Genomic DNA, 16,479 nt, shown 5'->3' on the forward strand with positions numbered 1-16,479 from the left:
CATTCAACTCCCGTAACCGTATTTATAGAGTAGCCGGACCAGAACCTGAAAACCGTGCATCAGGTCTGCTTCAGCTGTATATTCAAGTGGATTATGACTAATACCGTCCTGACTCGGCACAAAGATCATGGCCGTCGGACAAGCCGGCTGAAAAATCTGCGAATCATGTCCCGCGCCGCTTGGCATTAACCAGTAGGACAACTGCTCCTGCTCACAGGTATCCTGAATGTCTGAGATCATCTGTGCGTTCATGGGAATAGGTGTGACGGATAGATGCTCTTCCCAGTCCAGTACAAGCTGCTGCTCGGCTGCGATACGACTAAATGCCTGGAGCATATCCTGCCAGCAGCGATCAATACTCTCCTGCCGGATATGGCGGATATCGAGTGAAAACACCGCCCGTGCTGCAACTACATTCCCAACACCCGGATCGGCCGTGATTCGCCCAACCGTGGCTACAAGCGGTTCTCCTGCATCCAATGCGACACTCCTTACCACAGTAATCATCTCGGCTGCTCCGGCAAGTGCGTCTTTGCGCCAGGACATCGGCGTCGTTCCTGCGTGATTCGCTTCCCCGCTTACGGTAATACTGAACCGCTTCTGACCTACGATATCGGATACAACTCCAATCGAATGTCCAAGACGTTCCAGAACCTGACCTTGCTCAATGTGAAGCTCAATAAAGGCACCGTAATTTTTCGCGGCAGGTCTATATGCACTATCAGGTCCAAAACCCGCATCCCGGATCGCTTGTGCAAATGTAACGCCGTCTTGATCCTTCAAATGCTCTACATCTTCCAGAGACGTTATTCCAGTTATACTGCGTGAACCCCAATACGCAAAAGGAAAGCGACTTCCCTCTTCTTCACATAACGATACCACTTGAAGTGTGCGCTTCGGTGCTCCGAAATGCTTCTGCAAATACTCCAAAGCAAGGACACCCGCCACCACACCGTAAGCACCATCATATTTGCCGCCATACACCACAGTATCAATATGTGATCCTGTAACAATAGGTAATTCTTCAGTACACGTCGCTGATTCCTTACCCTCGCTCTTGAGTGTGCCATACAGATTACCAGACTGGTCAAATTCGGGAGACAGCCCTTTCTCCTGCATTTTGGCAGCAAGGGCACCTTGTGCTTCACACCAAGCCGAGTCATACAACAGTCGTGTAACGCCACCCTGTGCATCCGCGCCATATGTCGACAGCCAGTCAAGCATGGCTTGCAGCTCCACCTGTTCCACATCCGGCAAAGGAAGAGGTGCATTATTTGTACCGGATGACCGGTATACTCCAGACTCCGTCATGGCGTCTCCTCCGTTCCCGCTTCGATGGGACTAGAGGAATAGGCTACAATGTGCTGTCCGACAGGCACAGGAGATAAACCGGATTCCGAGTTATAAACACGCTGCCCACGGCAAAATACGTCTGCAATCTGACACTTAAATGTACGTCCCACATAAGGGCTCTGTTTATGCGTATAGAGCAGATCCTCCGTGTTCAGGGTTGTGCTTTTCTCCCAGTCAATCAGGACCAGATCTGCATCCTTACCAATCGCAATCTCTCCTTTGTTCTCCAGACCAAGCCTTCTGGCAGGCTGCAGGGAGAGCACTCTTCCGAGCAACGGGAGGTTGATATTGCGCTGAAGATGTCCGTCTTCCAGCATGATCAGCAGTGTGCTTTGCGCCCCGGATATACCGCCCCAGATTTCAAAAAAGTTATCGGATTGTTTCATGGATGGCGGACATGGAGAATGGTCTGAGGCAATAACATCAATTAATCCTGACGTCAGTGCATCCCATAACTGCTCCTGCTCGGAAGAGCTGCGAAGCGGTGGAGCACATTTCGCAACTGCACCCAGTCGGACCACATCCTGATCGATCAACGTCAGATAATGAGGGCATGTCTCCGAAGTCACGTCTTGCCCACGCCGTTTTGCTTCTGCAATCAAATCCAGTGCTTCCCGGGTGCTAATGTGTACAAAATGCAGCGCACACCCAGTCTGTTTGCCATATTGCAACGCCCGGGCAACGGCAATGACTTCAGCTTCTACAGGACGGGACCGGACATAGTCCATTGGTCCAGTCTTTCCCTCCGAAATGCTTTTCGCGCCGAGTTCGGCAACCATGCCTTCGTCCTCTGCATGAAGTGCCAGCACACGTTTCAATGTTGCAATTTCATGCATTCCGTCCAGTAGCGTATGGTCATCGGCTCTGGCAAAGATGTCTTCCCCTTCGCCTCCCGGCTCAGACATAAATGCCTTGAATCCGGCAGCACCCAACCCTGCCAATGGAGCAAGATCACCACGATTGCCGGGAACCAAGCCTCCCCAGAACGCATAATCAACATAGGATTGGTCTGCGGCTGCTTTCTTTTTCATCTCCCACGCTTCCGGCCTTGTGGTTGGTGGTACGCCGTTAAGCGGCATATCGACATAGGTCGTGATTCCACCTGCGGCAAGAGCTGCCGAACCCGATCGAAATCCCTCCCAACTGGCGAGTCCGGGTTCATTGAAGTGTACATGAATGTCCACGACACCCGGCAACACTGTAAGCCCCTCAGCTTCTATGATGCAAGTCGCTTCACCAGCGGTCAACCGCGTGGATAGTTCCGTTATTTTTTCACCAGTAATGCCAATATCCAGTTGTTCTACCCGATCTCTCAGCACCACCCGGGCCCCCCGGATGATGGTATCAAATATTGTCATGTGGATGACCCTCCCCCTGAATCAGAACCGGATGTGTGCATATTCAGCTTCCCCGGTATGTACTGTAACCTCCTGGAGCTATCAATAATGGAATATGGTAATGGCTTGAGGCATCAGATACGGCAAAACGAATCGGAACAATCGTCCATAATGCCTGGCCTAGCTCCTCCAACGAACGCTGTGCGTAATAACTCTCGACATGGAATTGAAGCTCATATATGGCTGGCTCCAACTTGCCTCCATCCAGCAGCGGTGCATCCAAACGCCCATCCGCATTGGTCACCGACTCAGCTACTTTTATCTTGCTTTCCTGTTCTCCATCCCTCTTCAGGGTATACAGCTCGATCCGAACACCCGCAGCAGGCACACCTTTGGATGTATCCAGCACATGTGTTGTAATTCGTCCACCAGATATCGACATCAGACGTCACCTTCTTTCCCGGAGTCACGGTCGTCTGTTCCCAGATCATCTCTTGTCATCGAGAAACCCTGGAATCCATATGGTGGTCTCGGCTCGGTAAATACTTTGCCTTCTCCCTCTTTCACTTCCTCCAGCACTGTCTCCCATGTCCGATTGTTGGATTCAAATGACACCTCACTCAGTTGCTCAAATCGACTTAATAACCTTCGTCCAATCTGGTAGATCAGATGTTGAATGGAAGCGGATCGACACTCATGAAATACCGCAGCAGCCAAATCTCTGACCTGTTCCGCCGCTACATACCGTCCACGCTGATCATCTATACCATCTCTCGGATCGTCATAACGCCAATTAATGTTCAGGAAAATAAATAACGGTCGATCCCATGTCTCTGGAAGAGTGGTATATTCATCCTGCATAAATCCGGCAAATTCACTACCTTTGACCTTGATCAGTCTCAGATCGGCTACACCACTGAAATGGTTGCTTAGTTCAATCGAGTCTCCTGATCGTTCTGCTTCCACGGCAGCTGTCGCCCGATCATTCTGCGAATAACGAAATACGAGCGCACTCGGTCGATAACTTCCTTCTAATCCAATAGGTATATCTTCAAACGGAATCTGGTCCGCTGTCATCTGAACCTTGCTCATCTGCGGATACGTCTCCAGGAAACGCCGACTTACCAGCGCAAGAAATCCTTCCACCGTCGCCCCTGTGTAATCCGCTGCATGTTTGAGAATGAAATTTTTCATCGAATCGGTTGCGACCACCAGCGAATTATCCCCTTCTGCAAAAGAAGGCAAGAATTCATCCCCCTGCACAGCCACCTTGATGTTCAATCCAAACAGAATATTGCTGCGTCCCATAAACGGAGATTCCGGAATGGACTGGATACCCGTCAACGGTTTGGCGTAGGAACGATACATCCACACATCCCCTTTGCCGTAATACATCGTCCGCTGCTGCACTGCGGCTCGCTTGCTCACGAACTCATGTTCATGACCGATCTGTGCAAGCCATTGCTCCAAACGAATGCCCACAATTTTGAATACTTCCTTCAATGCAGTCTCGAATTCTTCTTCCCTGCCTCGGCGATGACGTTGCCTCATGGATTCGAGGATGGAGCTTGCGGTATGGCCTTTTACGGCTAATATGAAAGGAAAGCCAAATTGGCTTGTATATGCTTTGTTTAATTGTTGAAGTTCGTTATATTGCTCCTGTGAGAGTGAATCAAGTCCTGCACCAGCCTGCTCCTGAACGGAGTTGCTGCTCATACTGATTCGTGCTCCAAGATCCGGGTGATTTCGAAGCAACTGCAACTTCACCTTGTCATCCGATGCCTGAACCACGTTTTTCATCACTTTCATCATCTGTTCAAATGAATCAAAAGGTCGTGAAAGCCCGGAACGCTCAGCCACCCATGGTGATTCCTCAAATAAGCCGCCAAACGCATGCACAAACTGTGTAGTAGACCAGTTGTTAACAAGTTTAATTAAGTCGCTCATGTTAGAACCTCCGGTCTGTTGTGGATTATTGTTCTTCATTCTAAGTGCCGTTCAATATCGCGACAACAATATTTACGCAATTTTGTAATATAACATAACATCAGAGTTGTGATTTGTTTGCTGTGCACGGGAAGATCAGCTTTTGTTGTCCTCGAACATGAAAAAACCGCACTCCATCAACGGAATGCGGTTCTTGGGGGTCTAACCCGGTAGCATTGTCATGTTGCACAATGTGCGGTCTAGAGTTGGACATTGTGCGGTCTTGCAGCTGCTTTGTCCCGCACGAACTTGCGGAAGGTAAATACCAGCTTTAATTTAAGCAGATCATTCGTTTTCTTAAAGTCCATTTGCAGCAAGCTGCCGACTTTCTCCATCCGATAAGTGACCGTGTTGCGATGCACAAACAGCTGTTTGGCAGCTTCATTGATCAGTCCATCATTTTCTATAAAAGACTCCAATGTATTCATCAGCACTTGATTGGGATCACCATCCCTGGCAAGTAATGGCTCGAGTACTTTATTACAGTAGTTCTCCATAATGTTATCCGGTACATGTTGAAAAACGTAAGCAAATTCGAGCATTTCAAATTGCAACGCACGGTCTTTCATACCGAATCGACGAGCCAGTTGTCGTGTATCCAGACACTCCTGGTATGCTTCACGGAGCGATTTGGGTTCATGTTTCATTTTGCTGATCCAGAAACGCGGAGCCGGTGCCCCTTTTGCTTCTTGCGCTGCCAGAACATCACCGAAACGGCTCAAGAGAAAACTTGACAGCTCTTCTCCATAATCTCGCCCTGTTGGACAGGTGTAGATGGACAGAATGCCATCTTCGATCTGAAAATGCTGTGAGGCCGTGAATTGCATCAGCGGATTGTATTGTAATTCACGATGAATCTGTTTAAGCAGCTTTCCCTCGGCAAACAGAGTCGGCTCAAGTGTAATCAATACGCACTGATAGGTTCCCTGGAACAGATGTACACCTTTGTTTTCACTCATGGTGGCCAATTCCTGAACAGTCATTTTGTTGTCCAAATACTGTGAAAGCAGTGTACGCATCTCATCTTGCACGGTCGGATTAATATGTTCACGATAGGTCATATCCATATAGAATGCCAGTACATCCGCAGCCTGTTGGAACAGCTCTTCCTCTGCCCGAAGCGATAAGGCTGAATCCGTAAACACGAGCAGAGATCCGTATTCTTCATCATTTTGTTTAATCGGTACGCGATGACAACTTCCCTGATTCCATTTCACTCGGTGCATGACGGATTTCCAAGGCCAGCCCTGTGTTAACGCGTCTCCCGCAATGCCTTCACTGCCGTAAAGCACATGCCCACGAGAACCAATGACTGCAAGCGGATAGTTCAGTACCGTGGCAAGTTCGGCAAACACATTCCGGTGTGGCTGCTGTTGCAACGCAAAATGCATTAATTTCTTCTGCTTCTGCACGACCTCATGCAGCAATCGATTACTGCGTTCATGTTCAGCCTTGAACAAGGCATTCATCTGGTCCGAGAAAGTGAATTGAAAAGGAAGTTCAAGCAGCGGCAAACGAAGTCGATCGGCTTCCTCGACAATACCTTGGGGAATGGACTGCCAGAAACGCCCTAGCTTGATGCCAAGTCCTGCACAGCCACGTTCATTCAAGCGCCGCATCAAACGCAGTGCATCCGTCTCACTGTCTTTCATAATAAAAGCGGTGGTAAACAACATTTCTCCGGATTTGATCCAATCCGCGATATCAGGAGCGTCCATGACGTTAACGGATTTCATCATCCGTGAAGTCCCTTCTCCACCCGCAACCAGTTTGGCCTCTGACAACGGGTACACCTGTAAAGCCTCTTTAACCGTAAGTTGCATGGACACTACCTCCCATATATATAACACAATGTTATGTCATTCTGGTTAACGAAACTAAATTTCGCATTTTTTTTCTAATTAAATCCATATTTATGCGTTCAACTTTTATTTGTTGTTAAGTATTATAACATCAATTTTCTGAATAAAGCTTACACGGCAAAAAAATAAAACCTATGACCTAATTACAGCGCAGTTTCCTGTAATCGGCATAGGTTTTTAGATCAGATTTCCATGGTTTCGTGATTCATCCATAATTTCATACGGGATAATACATCTTTGATATTCAGTGGTTTGCTGAGATAGTCCGAAGCACCTGCTGCAATACATTTCTCCCGATCCTCTTTCATGGCCTTGGCTGTCAGCGCAATAATCGGAAGCTGAGTCAGACCAAGTCGTTCACGGATCTGGCGAGTTGTCTCATAACCATCAAGTTCCGGCATCATAATATCCATCATGATGATATCAGGCTTGACTCCTCCACGCTCCAACAATTCCAGACACTCGTACCCGTTCTGCGCTGAAATGACATTCATACCGTATTGCTCAAGGGCGTTAGCCAGGGCATATACATTACGTATATCATCATCAACGACAAGTACTTGGCGTCCGCTGAGCAACGCTTCTTCCAGAGGTGTCAATAAAACATCCGATTGTCCGGAAGTGATTGAAGGAAGCTTATTGATCTCAGGTGTAGTGGTAGCCACCTCATTCAGGAACAACCGCGATGCATTCATAGTCTCAGGTTCATCTCTTCGCAGTGGCAGGAATAGTGTGAACACGCTGCCCTGCCCCTCACGACTTGTTGCCGAGATTGAACCCCCCAGCAAATTCGCAAGCGATTGAGAGATAGACAGGCCAAGTCCGGTTCCCCCGTATTTACGTGCTGTAGCTCCATCCGCCTGTTTGAAAGCATCGAAGATCTGCACGAGTTTGTTATCCGCAATTCCGATCCCTGTATCACTGACGGAAAAAGCAATCACGTCGGTCTCTTGATCTTTCAATTCAGGATGAGCCAGACTCATTTTGGAGATGGTTAAGGCAACTTCACCCTCACTGGTGAACTTGAATGCGTTCGAGAGCAGGTTTCGGAGAATCTGATGCAATCTCATCTCATCCGTCACGATCGTTTCCGGTAAAGGACTTTGGAGCTGAATCCGGAAATCTATTTTTTTCTGTTCCGCTGTTTTCAGGAAATACTGGTTCATGACTTCAGGAAGACTGCCCAGATAGACATCATCGAAATCCACTTCCATCTGTCCGGCTTCCACCTTGGATAGATCCAGAATATCATTGATCAGATTCAGCAGGTCTTTTCCTGATTTGTGAATGACTGAAGCATAGTTCTGCTCTTCACTATTCAAGTGTTGATTTTTATTTTCAGACAATATCTCAGATAAAATCAACATGCTGTTGAGCGGTGTCCGCAGTTCATGGGACATGTTCGCCAAGAATTCGGATTTGTACCCCGAGCTCGTTCGTAACTGATCTGCCACAACCGAAAGTTCATTGGCTGATGTCTCTGCAGCACTCTTCTGTACTTCCAGACGATCGTTAAGCATATGAAGCTCTTCGGTCTGCATCTGCAGTTCCTCCGTCTGAGACAGCATCTCTTCGGTCTGAGCCTGAAGTTTCTCCGATTGTGCCTGTAATTCTTCATTCAGAACTTGCGACTCATCATATAATTGCTGTAATTCCATGCGAGTGACGGTCGAGTGTAGTGAAACACTAAAAATATCCGTCAGTTCTTGCATCAGCTTCATATCATTCTCTTGCAACGGCTTCATTGAAGCAAGCTCGATTACCGCAATCGTTCTGCCTTCGAAGAGGACCGGTACTACAGTAAGTGATGTGGCAGATGTATACCCAAGACCCGAAGAGATTCGGATATAGTTCTGGGGCAGATCATTCATACGTAGAACTCGCTTCTCCACAGCACTTTGACCTACAAGCCCCTCACCCGGAGCAAGCGACACTTTACCGAGCGAACGTTCTTTCTCTCCATCCCCAGCATATGCAGCCAAGCGCAGCAGTCGATTGTCTTTCCAGTAATATAAGACGCTATAGGGAACTTCAAACAACATGGCTAGCTCGTTCAGGAACAAGCGGGACAATCCTTCCAGATTGGTCGGGTTCTGTAAGAGTGTGGCAATGCCTGTAATCTGGTCCTTGACCCGATTCTGTTCCTGTACTTCATCCAGTAATTTGTTGGTTTCGTGGCCCAGGTCTCCCACTTCATCATGTGTGCGCACCTGAATCCGCTGCTTCAGGTTTCCACCTTTGGAGATATCACTGATGGTTTGCATGACATCTCGCAACGTTTTGACGATATTTCCGGATATCACAATCGCGGCTACAATGGATAATGCTGCAATAATACCCCACAGCGTGTACATAATCGTCAGCAGTGTGGAGCTACGTCTGGCAAGTTCAGTAACCCTCGCCTCGGTCAGAGCGATCTCTGTATTACGGAAGGTTGTAAGTTGAGAGCGCAGTAGATCAATTTCAGTTTTACCCGGATCAGATTGAAAGAATGCAACAACTTTCGCTTGATCCCCTTGCTTTTTCAAGTCCACCGACGGCTCCCCAGCGATCTCAATCCAGCGTGTAATATGAGCTTTGATGCTTTGCAGACTCTGCTGCTGTGAAGGATTATCGCTAATGAGAGCATTCAACTGATCATAGTTGGAACTCCACTGGGATAGGCCTTGGGAATAAGGCTCCAAGTAACTTTCATTGCCTGTAATCATGAATCCACGCTGTCCTGTCTCCATGTTCAAGACATTTTTTTCAATCGCGTTGGTCAGATTATGCACTTCCAGATCATGATGGGAGATAAAATCATTTTCCTTCTGTAACACATTAATTTGGGCCGTAAGCACTAACAGAACAGCTCCAAACAAAAGCACAACCACAAGATAGCCCAATAAAATTTTGGAGCGTATCGTAAATCTTCTCGTTTTTGACAACGCGGAAACCTCCAAATATATACGAATCCCATAATTAAATTAAAACTGGTGCATATGTAGTTTATATGTATACGTATAGTCTGACAAGCTTTAAGTTCATCGGTAATCATAAGAAAAACGACCTGCTTGTGCAGGTCGTCCTCTTCAGTGATCTATATTGCTCATTTCGGCTGATTTTAGGCCTTTGGAGCGATCATTTTGGCTGGATCGACATATTGATCAAATTGCTCTTCGGTAAGCAGGCCCGTTTGTAACGTCGCCTGTTTCAAAGACAAACCTTCTTTATGTGCAAGTTTCGCGATTTTGGCTGCATTCTCATAACCAATATGCGGGTTGAGCGCTGTAACCAGCATAAGCGAATTGTTCAGATTATGTTCAATCTGATCCAGATTAGGCTCAATACCCACGGCACACTTGTCATTAAACGCAATAATGGAGTCCGCCAGGAGTTGCACGGATTGCAAGAAGTTATAGATGATAACCGGTTTGAATACATTCAGTTCAAAATTACCCTGACTTGCCGCGAAACCAATCGCTGCATCATTACCCATGACCTGCGTAACCACCATAGTAATGGCCTCGCTCTGAGTTGGGTTGACTTTACCGGGCATAATGGAGCTGCCTGGCTCATTCTCAGGAATACGGATTTCGCCCAATCCACTACGAGGGCCACTGGCCAACCAGCGGACATCATTGGCAATTTTCATCAAATCAGCTGCAAGCGCTTTAACGGCACCGTGCGCATACACAACTTCATCATGACTTGTAAGTGCGTGGAATTTGTTTGGTGCAGATACAAAATCTTTCCCCGTATGTTTGCCAATCTCCTTGGCAGTGAAGTCCCCAAAGTCCGGATGTGCATTAATGCCCGTTCCGACAGCTGTACCGCCGATCGCAAGCTCCTTCAGATACTGTACGCTTTCACGGATCATACGCTCACTCTTGCCCAGCATGGCTTCCCAACCACTGATCTCCTGGCCAAGCGTAATTGGTGTTGCATCCTGGAGGTGAGTACGTCCAATCTTGATAATATCCTTGAATGCCTCCGACTTGTCTGCAAAAGTGGCTTTTAATACCGCGATTGCTGGCAAAAGTTGATCCTCAACAGCCAGAACACCTGCGACATGCAGAGCCGTTGGGAATGTATCGTTGGAGCTCTGGGACATGTTCACGTCATCATTTGGATGCAGACGCTCTTCCTTGCCCTTTTGCTCCAGCAGTTGGTTCCCCAGATTGGCAATCACTTCGTTCACGTTCATATTGGATTGTGTTCCGCTTCCCGTCTGCCATACTACCAGTGGGAAATGGTCATCAATTCGGCCTGCAATAATCTCGTCTGCTGCATAAGCAATAGCATCGGACTTAGCCGCAGATAATTTACCTAATTTATGGTTACTGGCCGCAGCACTTTTTTTCAAAATGGCAAGAGCACGGATAACTTCCATCGGCATATGTTCATTGCCAATCGGGAAGTTCTCCTTGCTGCGCTGCGTCTGAGCTCCCCACAGCCTGTCGGCTGGTACTTTCATTTCGCCTAACGTATCTCTCTCAATGCGGTATTCCACTTGCTTGTCCTCCTCCAAAAAGATGGTTTGGGTCTCTACAAAGCTTGTGTATCTCGTCATATTATACATGATTTACGAGCAGGTTTTCACCTTTTCGACAAAATTGTAAGCGTAGCGCAAAATGAGCGTGAATTATTTTTGTGACGCAATTGGATACAATCGGCTGCTCTGTTCGAATAGTTCACCTGGTTCCAAACCGATCAATCCGATTTCTTCTGCAGGTATGCCTTCAACATTAGGAGCGTTAACCAGGTTCATCTGTGGTTCAGGACAGAAGAATTCGCCACCCATGTTATTGTTCCAGATCATCCAGTGCTTGTAGGAGGTACCCACATCGTATACCAGTTTGTCTCCAGTACGGTGATCCGTAAGTTCCATATAGTTACGTCCATTCTGCGGCTCCGCCGTGTAATGATTATCCATGGCAGCAAAGAACGGACTAACCCCGTCTTTCTTCAATTGTTCTTCCTCAGGTGTAAGCGGTTGAAATTGTCCTGTTGGCAGGGAACGCTCATTCAATTCACGACGTTGTCCAATCGTAACTTTGGCCGTGTAATCCGAGGCCTGACTGTCCGGTGCAAAAGGTACAGCAATCGCCGTGTGGAATGCAAACAAATTCGGCATATATTCAGTCCCGTTGTTGCGGACGATCAATTGTTGCTGAAGTCCTTGGCTGCTCAAAGAGTAACGAAGCGTCACCGTAAACGTAAACGGCAGGTACTGATGGAATGTATGTCCTTCTTTCACGTCCTGGCTAAGCAACACATAACTCTCCAGCTGATCAGAACCGTATCCCTCAACCTTCCACTCGGCATCATGCAAAAATCCATGCAAATGGTTACCTGTAGCCGGTTCGTTCACAGGCAACTGATAGACTTTACCATTCCAGGGGAAGCGTCCATCCTCATAACGGTTCGGTGGAGAAAGAATCGGAATTCCATAGACCGCAGGTGCAGCCATAAACTCATCCATCTGATCCTGATTTGGTTCTCTCAAGTAACGAAAACCCTTTTCTGTATCACGGAAAGCAACGAGGTTCGCACCTACGCTTGGAATAACTGCCGCTTCAAACTGATTAAAACGAAGCCAAATGGCTGGTATCCCTCCAAATTGTTCTTCAAATGCTGCATTTTGCTGTGTCATCGTTATATGTACCTCCTGCATACTAAGGTTATATTATACGGCTCGACTATATCATGCCCGAGCGTAAAATACCAATCTATGATAGAGAACAAATTCATAATAGAAAGACAAAAAAGACAGGAAAAAGACAGCTGTAATACGTTACGGCTGTCTTTTTCCTGTCTTTCATATGATGGTTCAATTAATCCACATATTTGCCATGATCCGGCACAGTGCTCTCTTCAAAGTCCAGATCAAGCCGCTTCAAGGATTCACTCAGCATATCTCCGCTCAAGGCATGCCCGTGCCCGGTAATCGCAAGTTTCGGCTCCAGATGCCTTATATGCTGGACAGATTGATGAGCAACCTGCCAATCGGTTGTAAAATAGGAAGGCGGGCCATGCAACTGTTTGTCCTGAAGCAACACACTCCACAGCGATTCCTGCTTCACTGTGATGATTGCATCTCCCGCAATTAACAAACGGTCCGCTTCCCGAAACAGCGACACATGTCCAGGCGTATGACCTGGCGTGTGCACCCATTCCCATCCTGATAGACCTGGAACGGAATGATCTTTGGGTAGACTGAATATCCGATCATCCAGATTGATTGCCTCATTAGGATAAGCGAATGACAACCTGGACATTAAACCTCCACCTACAGAAGGGTCCGCTGGCGGGTAATCTTTTAATCCCGTTAAATACGGAATTTCAAGCGGATGAGCATACACTGGCACACCCCAGAATTGTTCCAGCTCAATAACGGTTCCTACATGGTCGAAGTGACCATGCGTCAATATGATCGCAGACGGCGGACCTTGAAATCGTTCTGTTGCAACCTGAACAATATGATCCGTGAACCTCGCCATTCCGGTGTCCACGAGGACCCAGTTCCTGCTTCCTGGCTCTCCGATGAACACGACATTAACGAATAGTGTACGTAGACTGAGAATATCGGGCGCGACTTCTTCAAGTCCCGTCAACCCTTCTGTAATCAGATTGTCAGATGCCATTCACGGTTACCTCCCATTAGGCGGATTGTCTCTCTGGTTCCATTCATCTCGTAGACTTCCCTTTTCTGGATCATCTATTCAACATTTCCAATAAAATAGACGGTATACACCCTGTTTTGGGCATACACCGTCTAGTATAGTCATCGACACAACACAATAGAACAAGAACATCTCAGCTAGTTAAGCTGGAAATGCCTCCAAAGCAGCATCAAGCAATTGATTGTACAGATCGTCATCATTCTCAAGCAACTCGTCCATACGCAGTAACTCTTCTTCATCACCGGATTGCTCCGTGAAATGCAAGCTATAGTCCCAGTCTTTTCCGTTCTTGCTCATGAAGGTAATCTCATATACTGACTTTTCGCCTTCTGTGCGGTAAACGGTATTTCCCACGTATCCTTTTTCACCTTCACGGCGCATTTCAGTACTTATAATTTCAATATTCACAATCATTCTCTCCTTTAATCTTTCATCTACAGTCGGTCTCCAACATTTCTGGTAAACCTAGTTTGGTAATTATTATTGGTTAATTGTACAATATATAACGTAGCAACGTATACCTTATTCAATGAAGGAACCATTCTGAGTCCTTACATAGTTGTAATGAGGACTATAATAGCCAACAAGCTACGATATTATTATCACATTGGAGGAAAAAATAGCATGAATACTTTTGAAACGAATCTGCAGCAATATGCTGAACTGGCTGTACAAGTCGGTGTCAATGTCCATCCTGGACAGACACTCGTGGTTAACGCTCCAATCTCGGCAGCACATTTTGTACGACTGATTGTCAAATCAGCCTACGGTAAAGGTGCGAAATTGGTCAAAGTAAACTGGAGTGATGAAACCGTTACACGTCTTCATTACGATCTTGCACCTGATGAAGCTTTCTCCATTGAACCGAAATGGTTTGCAGCTGAAATGACTGAACTCGTTGAAGAAGGTGCCGCTATTCTGCACGTCATCGCTGAAAATCCAGATCTGCTGAACGGTGTAGCTCAGGAACGCATTATTACTAGCCAAAAAGTGCGCGGCAAAGCGCTCGAAAAATATCGTTCTTATCAGATGGCTGACAAATTCAGCTGGTCTATCGTGGCCGTTCCTTCTCCGGAATGGGCAGCTAAAGTGTTCCCGGATCTGCCGGAAGCGCAACAAGTGGACCGCCTGTGGGATGTCATTTTCAAAACGGTACGGATCGGTGAGCAGGATGCTGTTGCCGAATGGAAAACCCATTTGCAAAACCTGGATTCCCGCGCTGATCTGTTGAACAACAAAAAATACAAGAAGCTTCACTATACAGCTCCAGGCACAGACTTGACCATTGAACTTCCAGAAGGCCATATCTGGGTATCCGGTGGAAGTGTGAATGAGCAAGGACATGTCTTTATTGCCAATATGCCTACGGAAGAAGTATTCACGGCTCCGCTGAAAACGGGTGTTAACGGTACAGTGCGCAGCACGAAACCACTGAGCTACGGCGGCAACCTGATTGACGGTTTCTCACTAACATTCGAGAACGGCCGAATTGTTGACTATACCGCCGATCAAGGTCTCGATGCACTCAAAAACCTGATCGAGATAGATGATGGCGCACACTATCTGGGTGAAGTAGCTCTCGTTCCACATCAGTCCCCAATTTCCGATACCAATATTTTGTTCTACAATACTTTGTTTGATGAAAATGCCTCCAACCATTTGGCGATTGGTAATGCCTATGCCTTCTGTCTGGAAGGTGGTAAAACGATGTCCAAAGAAGAGCTGATTGAACGTGGCATGAACTCCAGCCTCACTCATGTAGACTTCATGATTGGATCCGGAGAAATGAACATCCACGGTGTGACCTCCGAAGGCGCGGAAGAGCCGATCTTCCTCCAAGGAAACTGGGCATTTTAATCCCGTTTGATGTGATTTAGGAGAGAGGAGATTACTCCTCTCTTTTCCTGCGTCAACAGGTCAAAAATTCAACAATTGGAGGGAACTCATATGTTAAGTTTTGAACAAAAACTGGATCGTTACGCTGAACTTGCTGTAAGAGTAGGTGCTAATGTGCAACCAGGGCAAGTATTTGTCATCTCTGCGATGATTGATACCGCTGAATTTGTACGTTTGCTGGTACGTAAGGGATATGAAGCTGGAGCCAAGCAGGTGATTGTAAAATACGGAGATGAAACCGTCAATCGATTGCGGTTTGAAATGGCCCCTGAGGAATCCTTCCAAGAGCCGCCGAAATGGCATGCAGCGGAGCTTGAAGAACTGGCGGCCAATAATGCAGCCTTCCTGACCGTATTGTCATCCAGCCCAGACCTGATGAAAGGTATTGACCCGGAGCGGATTTCCACTCATCAGCGTACATATGGTCAGGCGATGGCCAAGTACCGTCAGTATCAACAGGCGGATAAAATGAGCTGGACGGGTGTGGCATGTCCTTCGCCCGATTGGGCAGCCAAAGTATTCCCGGATCTCCCGGCAGCTGAGCAGGTTAGCCAGTTGTGGGAAGCCATTTTTGCTGCGGTGAGAGCCGATCTGGAGGACCCTGTAGCGGCTTGGGAACAGCATATTGAACGACTGGAGACCAAAGCCGTTGCCCTGAACAACAAGAAGTATCAAGCATTACACTTCCTCTCCCCGGGGACGGATCTTACTGTCGAGCTTCCAGAAGGTCATATCTGGGCGCAGGCAGGTAGCGTGAATGAGCAAGGCACCCCTTTTGTCGCGAATATCCCGACAGAGGAAGTATTCACCGCTCCAGCCAAACATGGCGTTAATGGCAAAGTGTCCAGCACCAAACCACTCAGCTATGGCGGCAGTATCATTGATCATTTTTCGCTCACATTTGAGAACGGACGTATCATTGATTTTCATGCTGAAGAAGGTCAGGATACGCTGGAAAGACTCATTTCCATGGATGAAGGATCTCATTACCTCGGCGAAGTCGCTTTGGTTCCCTTCCATTCACCGATCTCTGAGAGTGGCATCCTGTATTACACTACATTGTATGATGAGAATGCGTCGTGCCATCTTGCGATTGGCAGTTCCTATGCATTTAATATCGAAGGTGGCAAAACGATGTCTCCTGAAGAGCTTGCAGCCCGTGGCATGAACACCAGCATCACCCATGTGGACTTCATGATGGGCTCTCCCGAGACGGACATCTACGGTATCACGGCAAACGGCGAACGTGAAGCCATCTTCCTTAAGGGAGACTGGGCGTTCTAAATGATCGCGGAGAGTTATCTCCCGTAATGTATGTTCTCTGAATAGTCGAAAGGCTGTCTTGCAACCATGTATTCATGGTTGGCGAGACGGCCTTTT

The 16,479-nt window shown here is 47.3% G+C and carries 12 protein-coding genes; 2 read left to right on the top strand and 10 right to left on the bottom strand.

All coding sequences use genetic code 11. The features are described 5' to 3' along the window. Window positions 1–3: 3 nt before the first annotated feature. From MHI55_RS17815 to MHI55_RS17860, 10 genes are all read right to left on the bottom strand, one after another. Window positions 4–1,311 carry a Zn-dependent hydrolase gene (locus tag MHI55_RS17815; RefSeq protein WP_339186928.1) on the bottom strand — a complete coding sequence of 436 codons (1,308 nt, stop codon included), beginning with the start codon at window positions 1,309–1,311 and terminating at the stop codon, window positions 4–6. After that, window positions 1,308–2,711, bottom strand: a complete 1,404-nt coding sequence (allB, locus tag MHI55_RS17820; RefSeq protein ID WP_339186927.1) for an allantoinase AllB — start codon at window positions 2,709–2,711, stop codon at window positions 1,308–1,310. Before allB ends, MHI55_RS17815 begins: the two co-directional genes overlap by 4 nt. A 43-nt stretch (window positions 2,712–2,754) precedes the next feature. Then, a complete protein-coding gene (uraH, locus tag MHI55_RS17825; RefSeq protein ID WP_340386528.1) occupies window positions 2,755–3,132 on the bottom strand; it encodes a hydroxyisourate hydrolase in 378 nt (125 codons plus the stop codon). After that, window positions 3,132–4,637: a factor-independent urate hydroxylase gene (gene pucL / locus MHI55_RS17830; protein WP_339186925.1), complete on the bottom strand. Its 1,506-nt coding sequence runs from the start codon at window positions 4,635–4,637 to the stop codon at window positions 3,132–3,134. Before pucL ends, uraH begins: the two co-directional genes overlap by 1 nt. Before the next feature lie 239 nt (window positions 4,638–4,876). Further along, complete coding sequence (locus tag MHI55_RS17835; protein WP_339186924.1) at window positions 4,877–6,499, bottom strand: PucR family transcriptional regulator ligand-binding domain-containing protein; 1,623 nt, start codon at window positions 6,497–6,499, stop codon at window positions 4,877–4,879. A gap of 221 nt (window positions 6,500–6,720) precedes the next feature. After that, window positions 6,721–9,465 carry a CHASE3 domain-containing protein gene (locus tag MHI55_RS17840; protein ID WP_339186923.1) on the bottom strand — a complete coding sequence of 915 codons (2,745 nt, stop codon included), beginning with the start codon at window positions 9,463–9,465 and terminating at the stop codon, window positions 6,721–6,723. A 176-nt stretch (window positions 9,466–9,641) separates the two neighbouring features. Beyond that, entirely contained in the window at window positions 9,642–11,030 is a 1,389-nt protein-coding gene (fumC, locus tag MHI55_RS17845; RefSeq protein ID WP_017688147.1) for a class II fumarate hydratase, read from the bottom strand. 132 nt (window positions 11,031–11,162) lie between these two features. Further along, the gene (locus MHI55_RS17850; protein ID WP_074095412.1) at window positions 11,163–12,173 is read right to left on the bottom strand and encodes an aldose 1-epimerase; all 1,011 of its coding nucleotides are present in this window, start codon (window positions 12,171–12,173) and stop codon (window positions 11,163–11,165) included. 181 nt (window positions 12,174–12,354) lie between these two features. Then, window positions 12,355–13,164, bottom strand: coding sequence for an MBL fold metallo-hydrolase (locus MHI55_RS17855; protein ID WP_339186922.1), 810 nt, complete (start codon window positions 13,162–13,164; stop codon window positions 12,355–12,357). A 180-nt stretch (window positions 13,165–13,344) separates the two neighbouring features. After that, entirely contained in the window at window positions 13,345–13,611 is a 267-nt protein-coding gene (locus tag MHI55_RS17860) for a hypothetical protein (RefSeq protein ID WP_081746005.1), read from the bottom strand. A gap of 216 nt (window positions 13,612–13,827) precedes the next feature. Here MHI55_RS17860 and MHI55_RS17865 point away from each other — a divergent pair, with 216 nt between their 5' ends. Both MHI55_RS17865 and MHI55_RS17870 read left to right on the top strand, forming a co-directional pair. After that, entirely contained in the window at window positions 13,828–15,060 is a 1,233-nt protein-coding gene (locus MHI55_RS17865) for an aminopeptidase (RefSeq protein WP_339186921.1), read from the top strand. A gap of 90 nt (window positions 15,061–15,150) precedes the next feature. After that, on the top strand, window positions 15,151–16,383 hold the full coding sequence (locus MHI55_RS17870; protein WP_127550689.1) for an aminopeptidase: 1,233 nt from the start codon (window positions 15,151–15,153) through the stop codon (window positions 16,381–16,383). The last annotated feature ends 96 nt before the right edge of the window (window positions 16,384–16,479 follow it).

Source organism: Paenibacillus sp. FSL E2-0151 (genome assembly GCF_037993015.1).
GTDB lineage: Bacteria > Bacillota > Bacilli > Paenibacillales > Paenibacillaceae > Paenibacillus > Paenibacillus amylolyticus.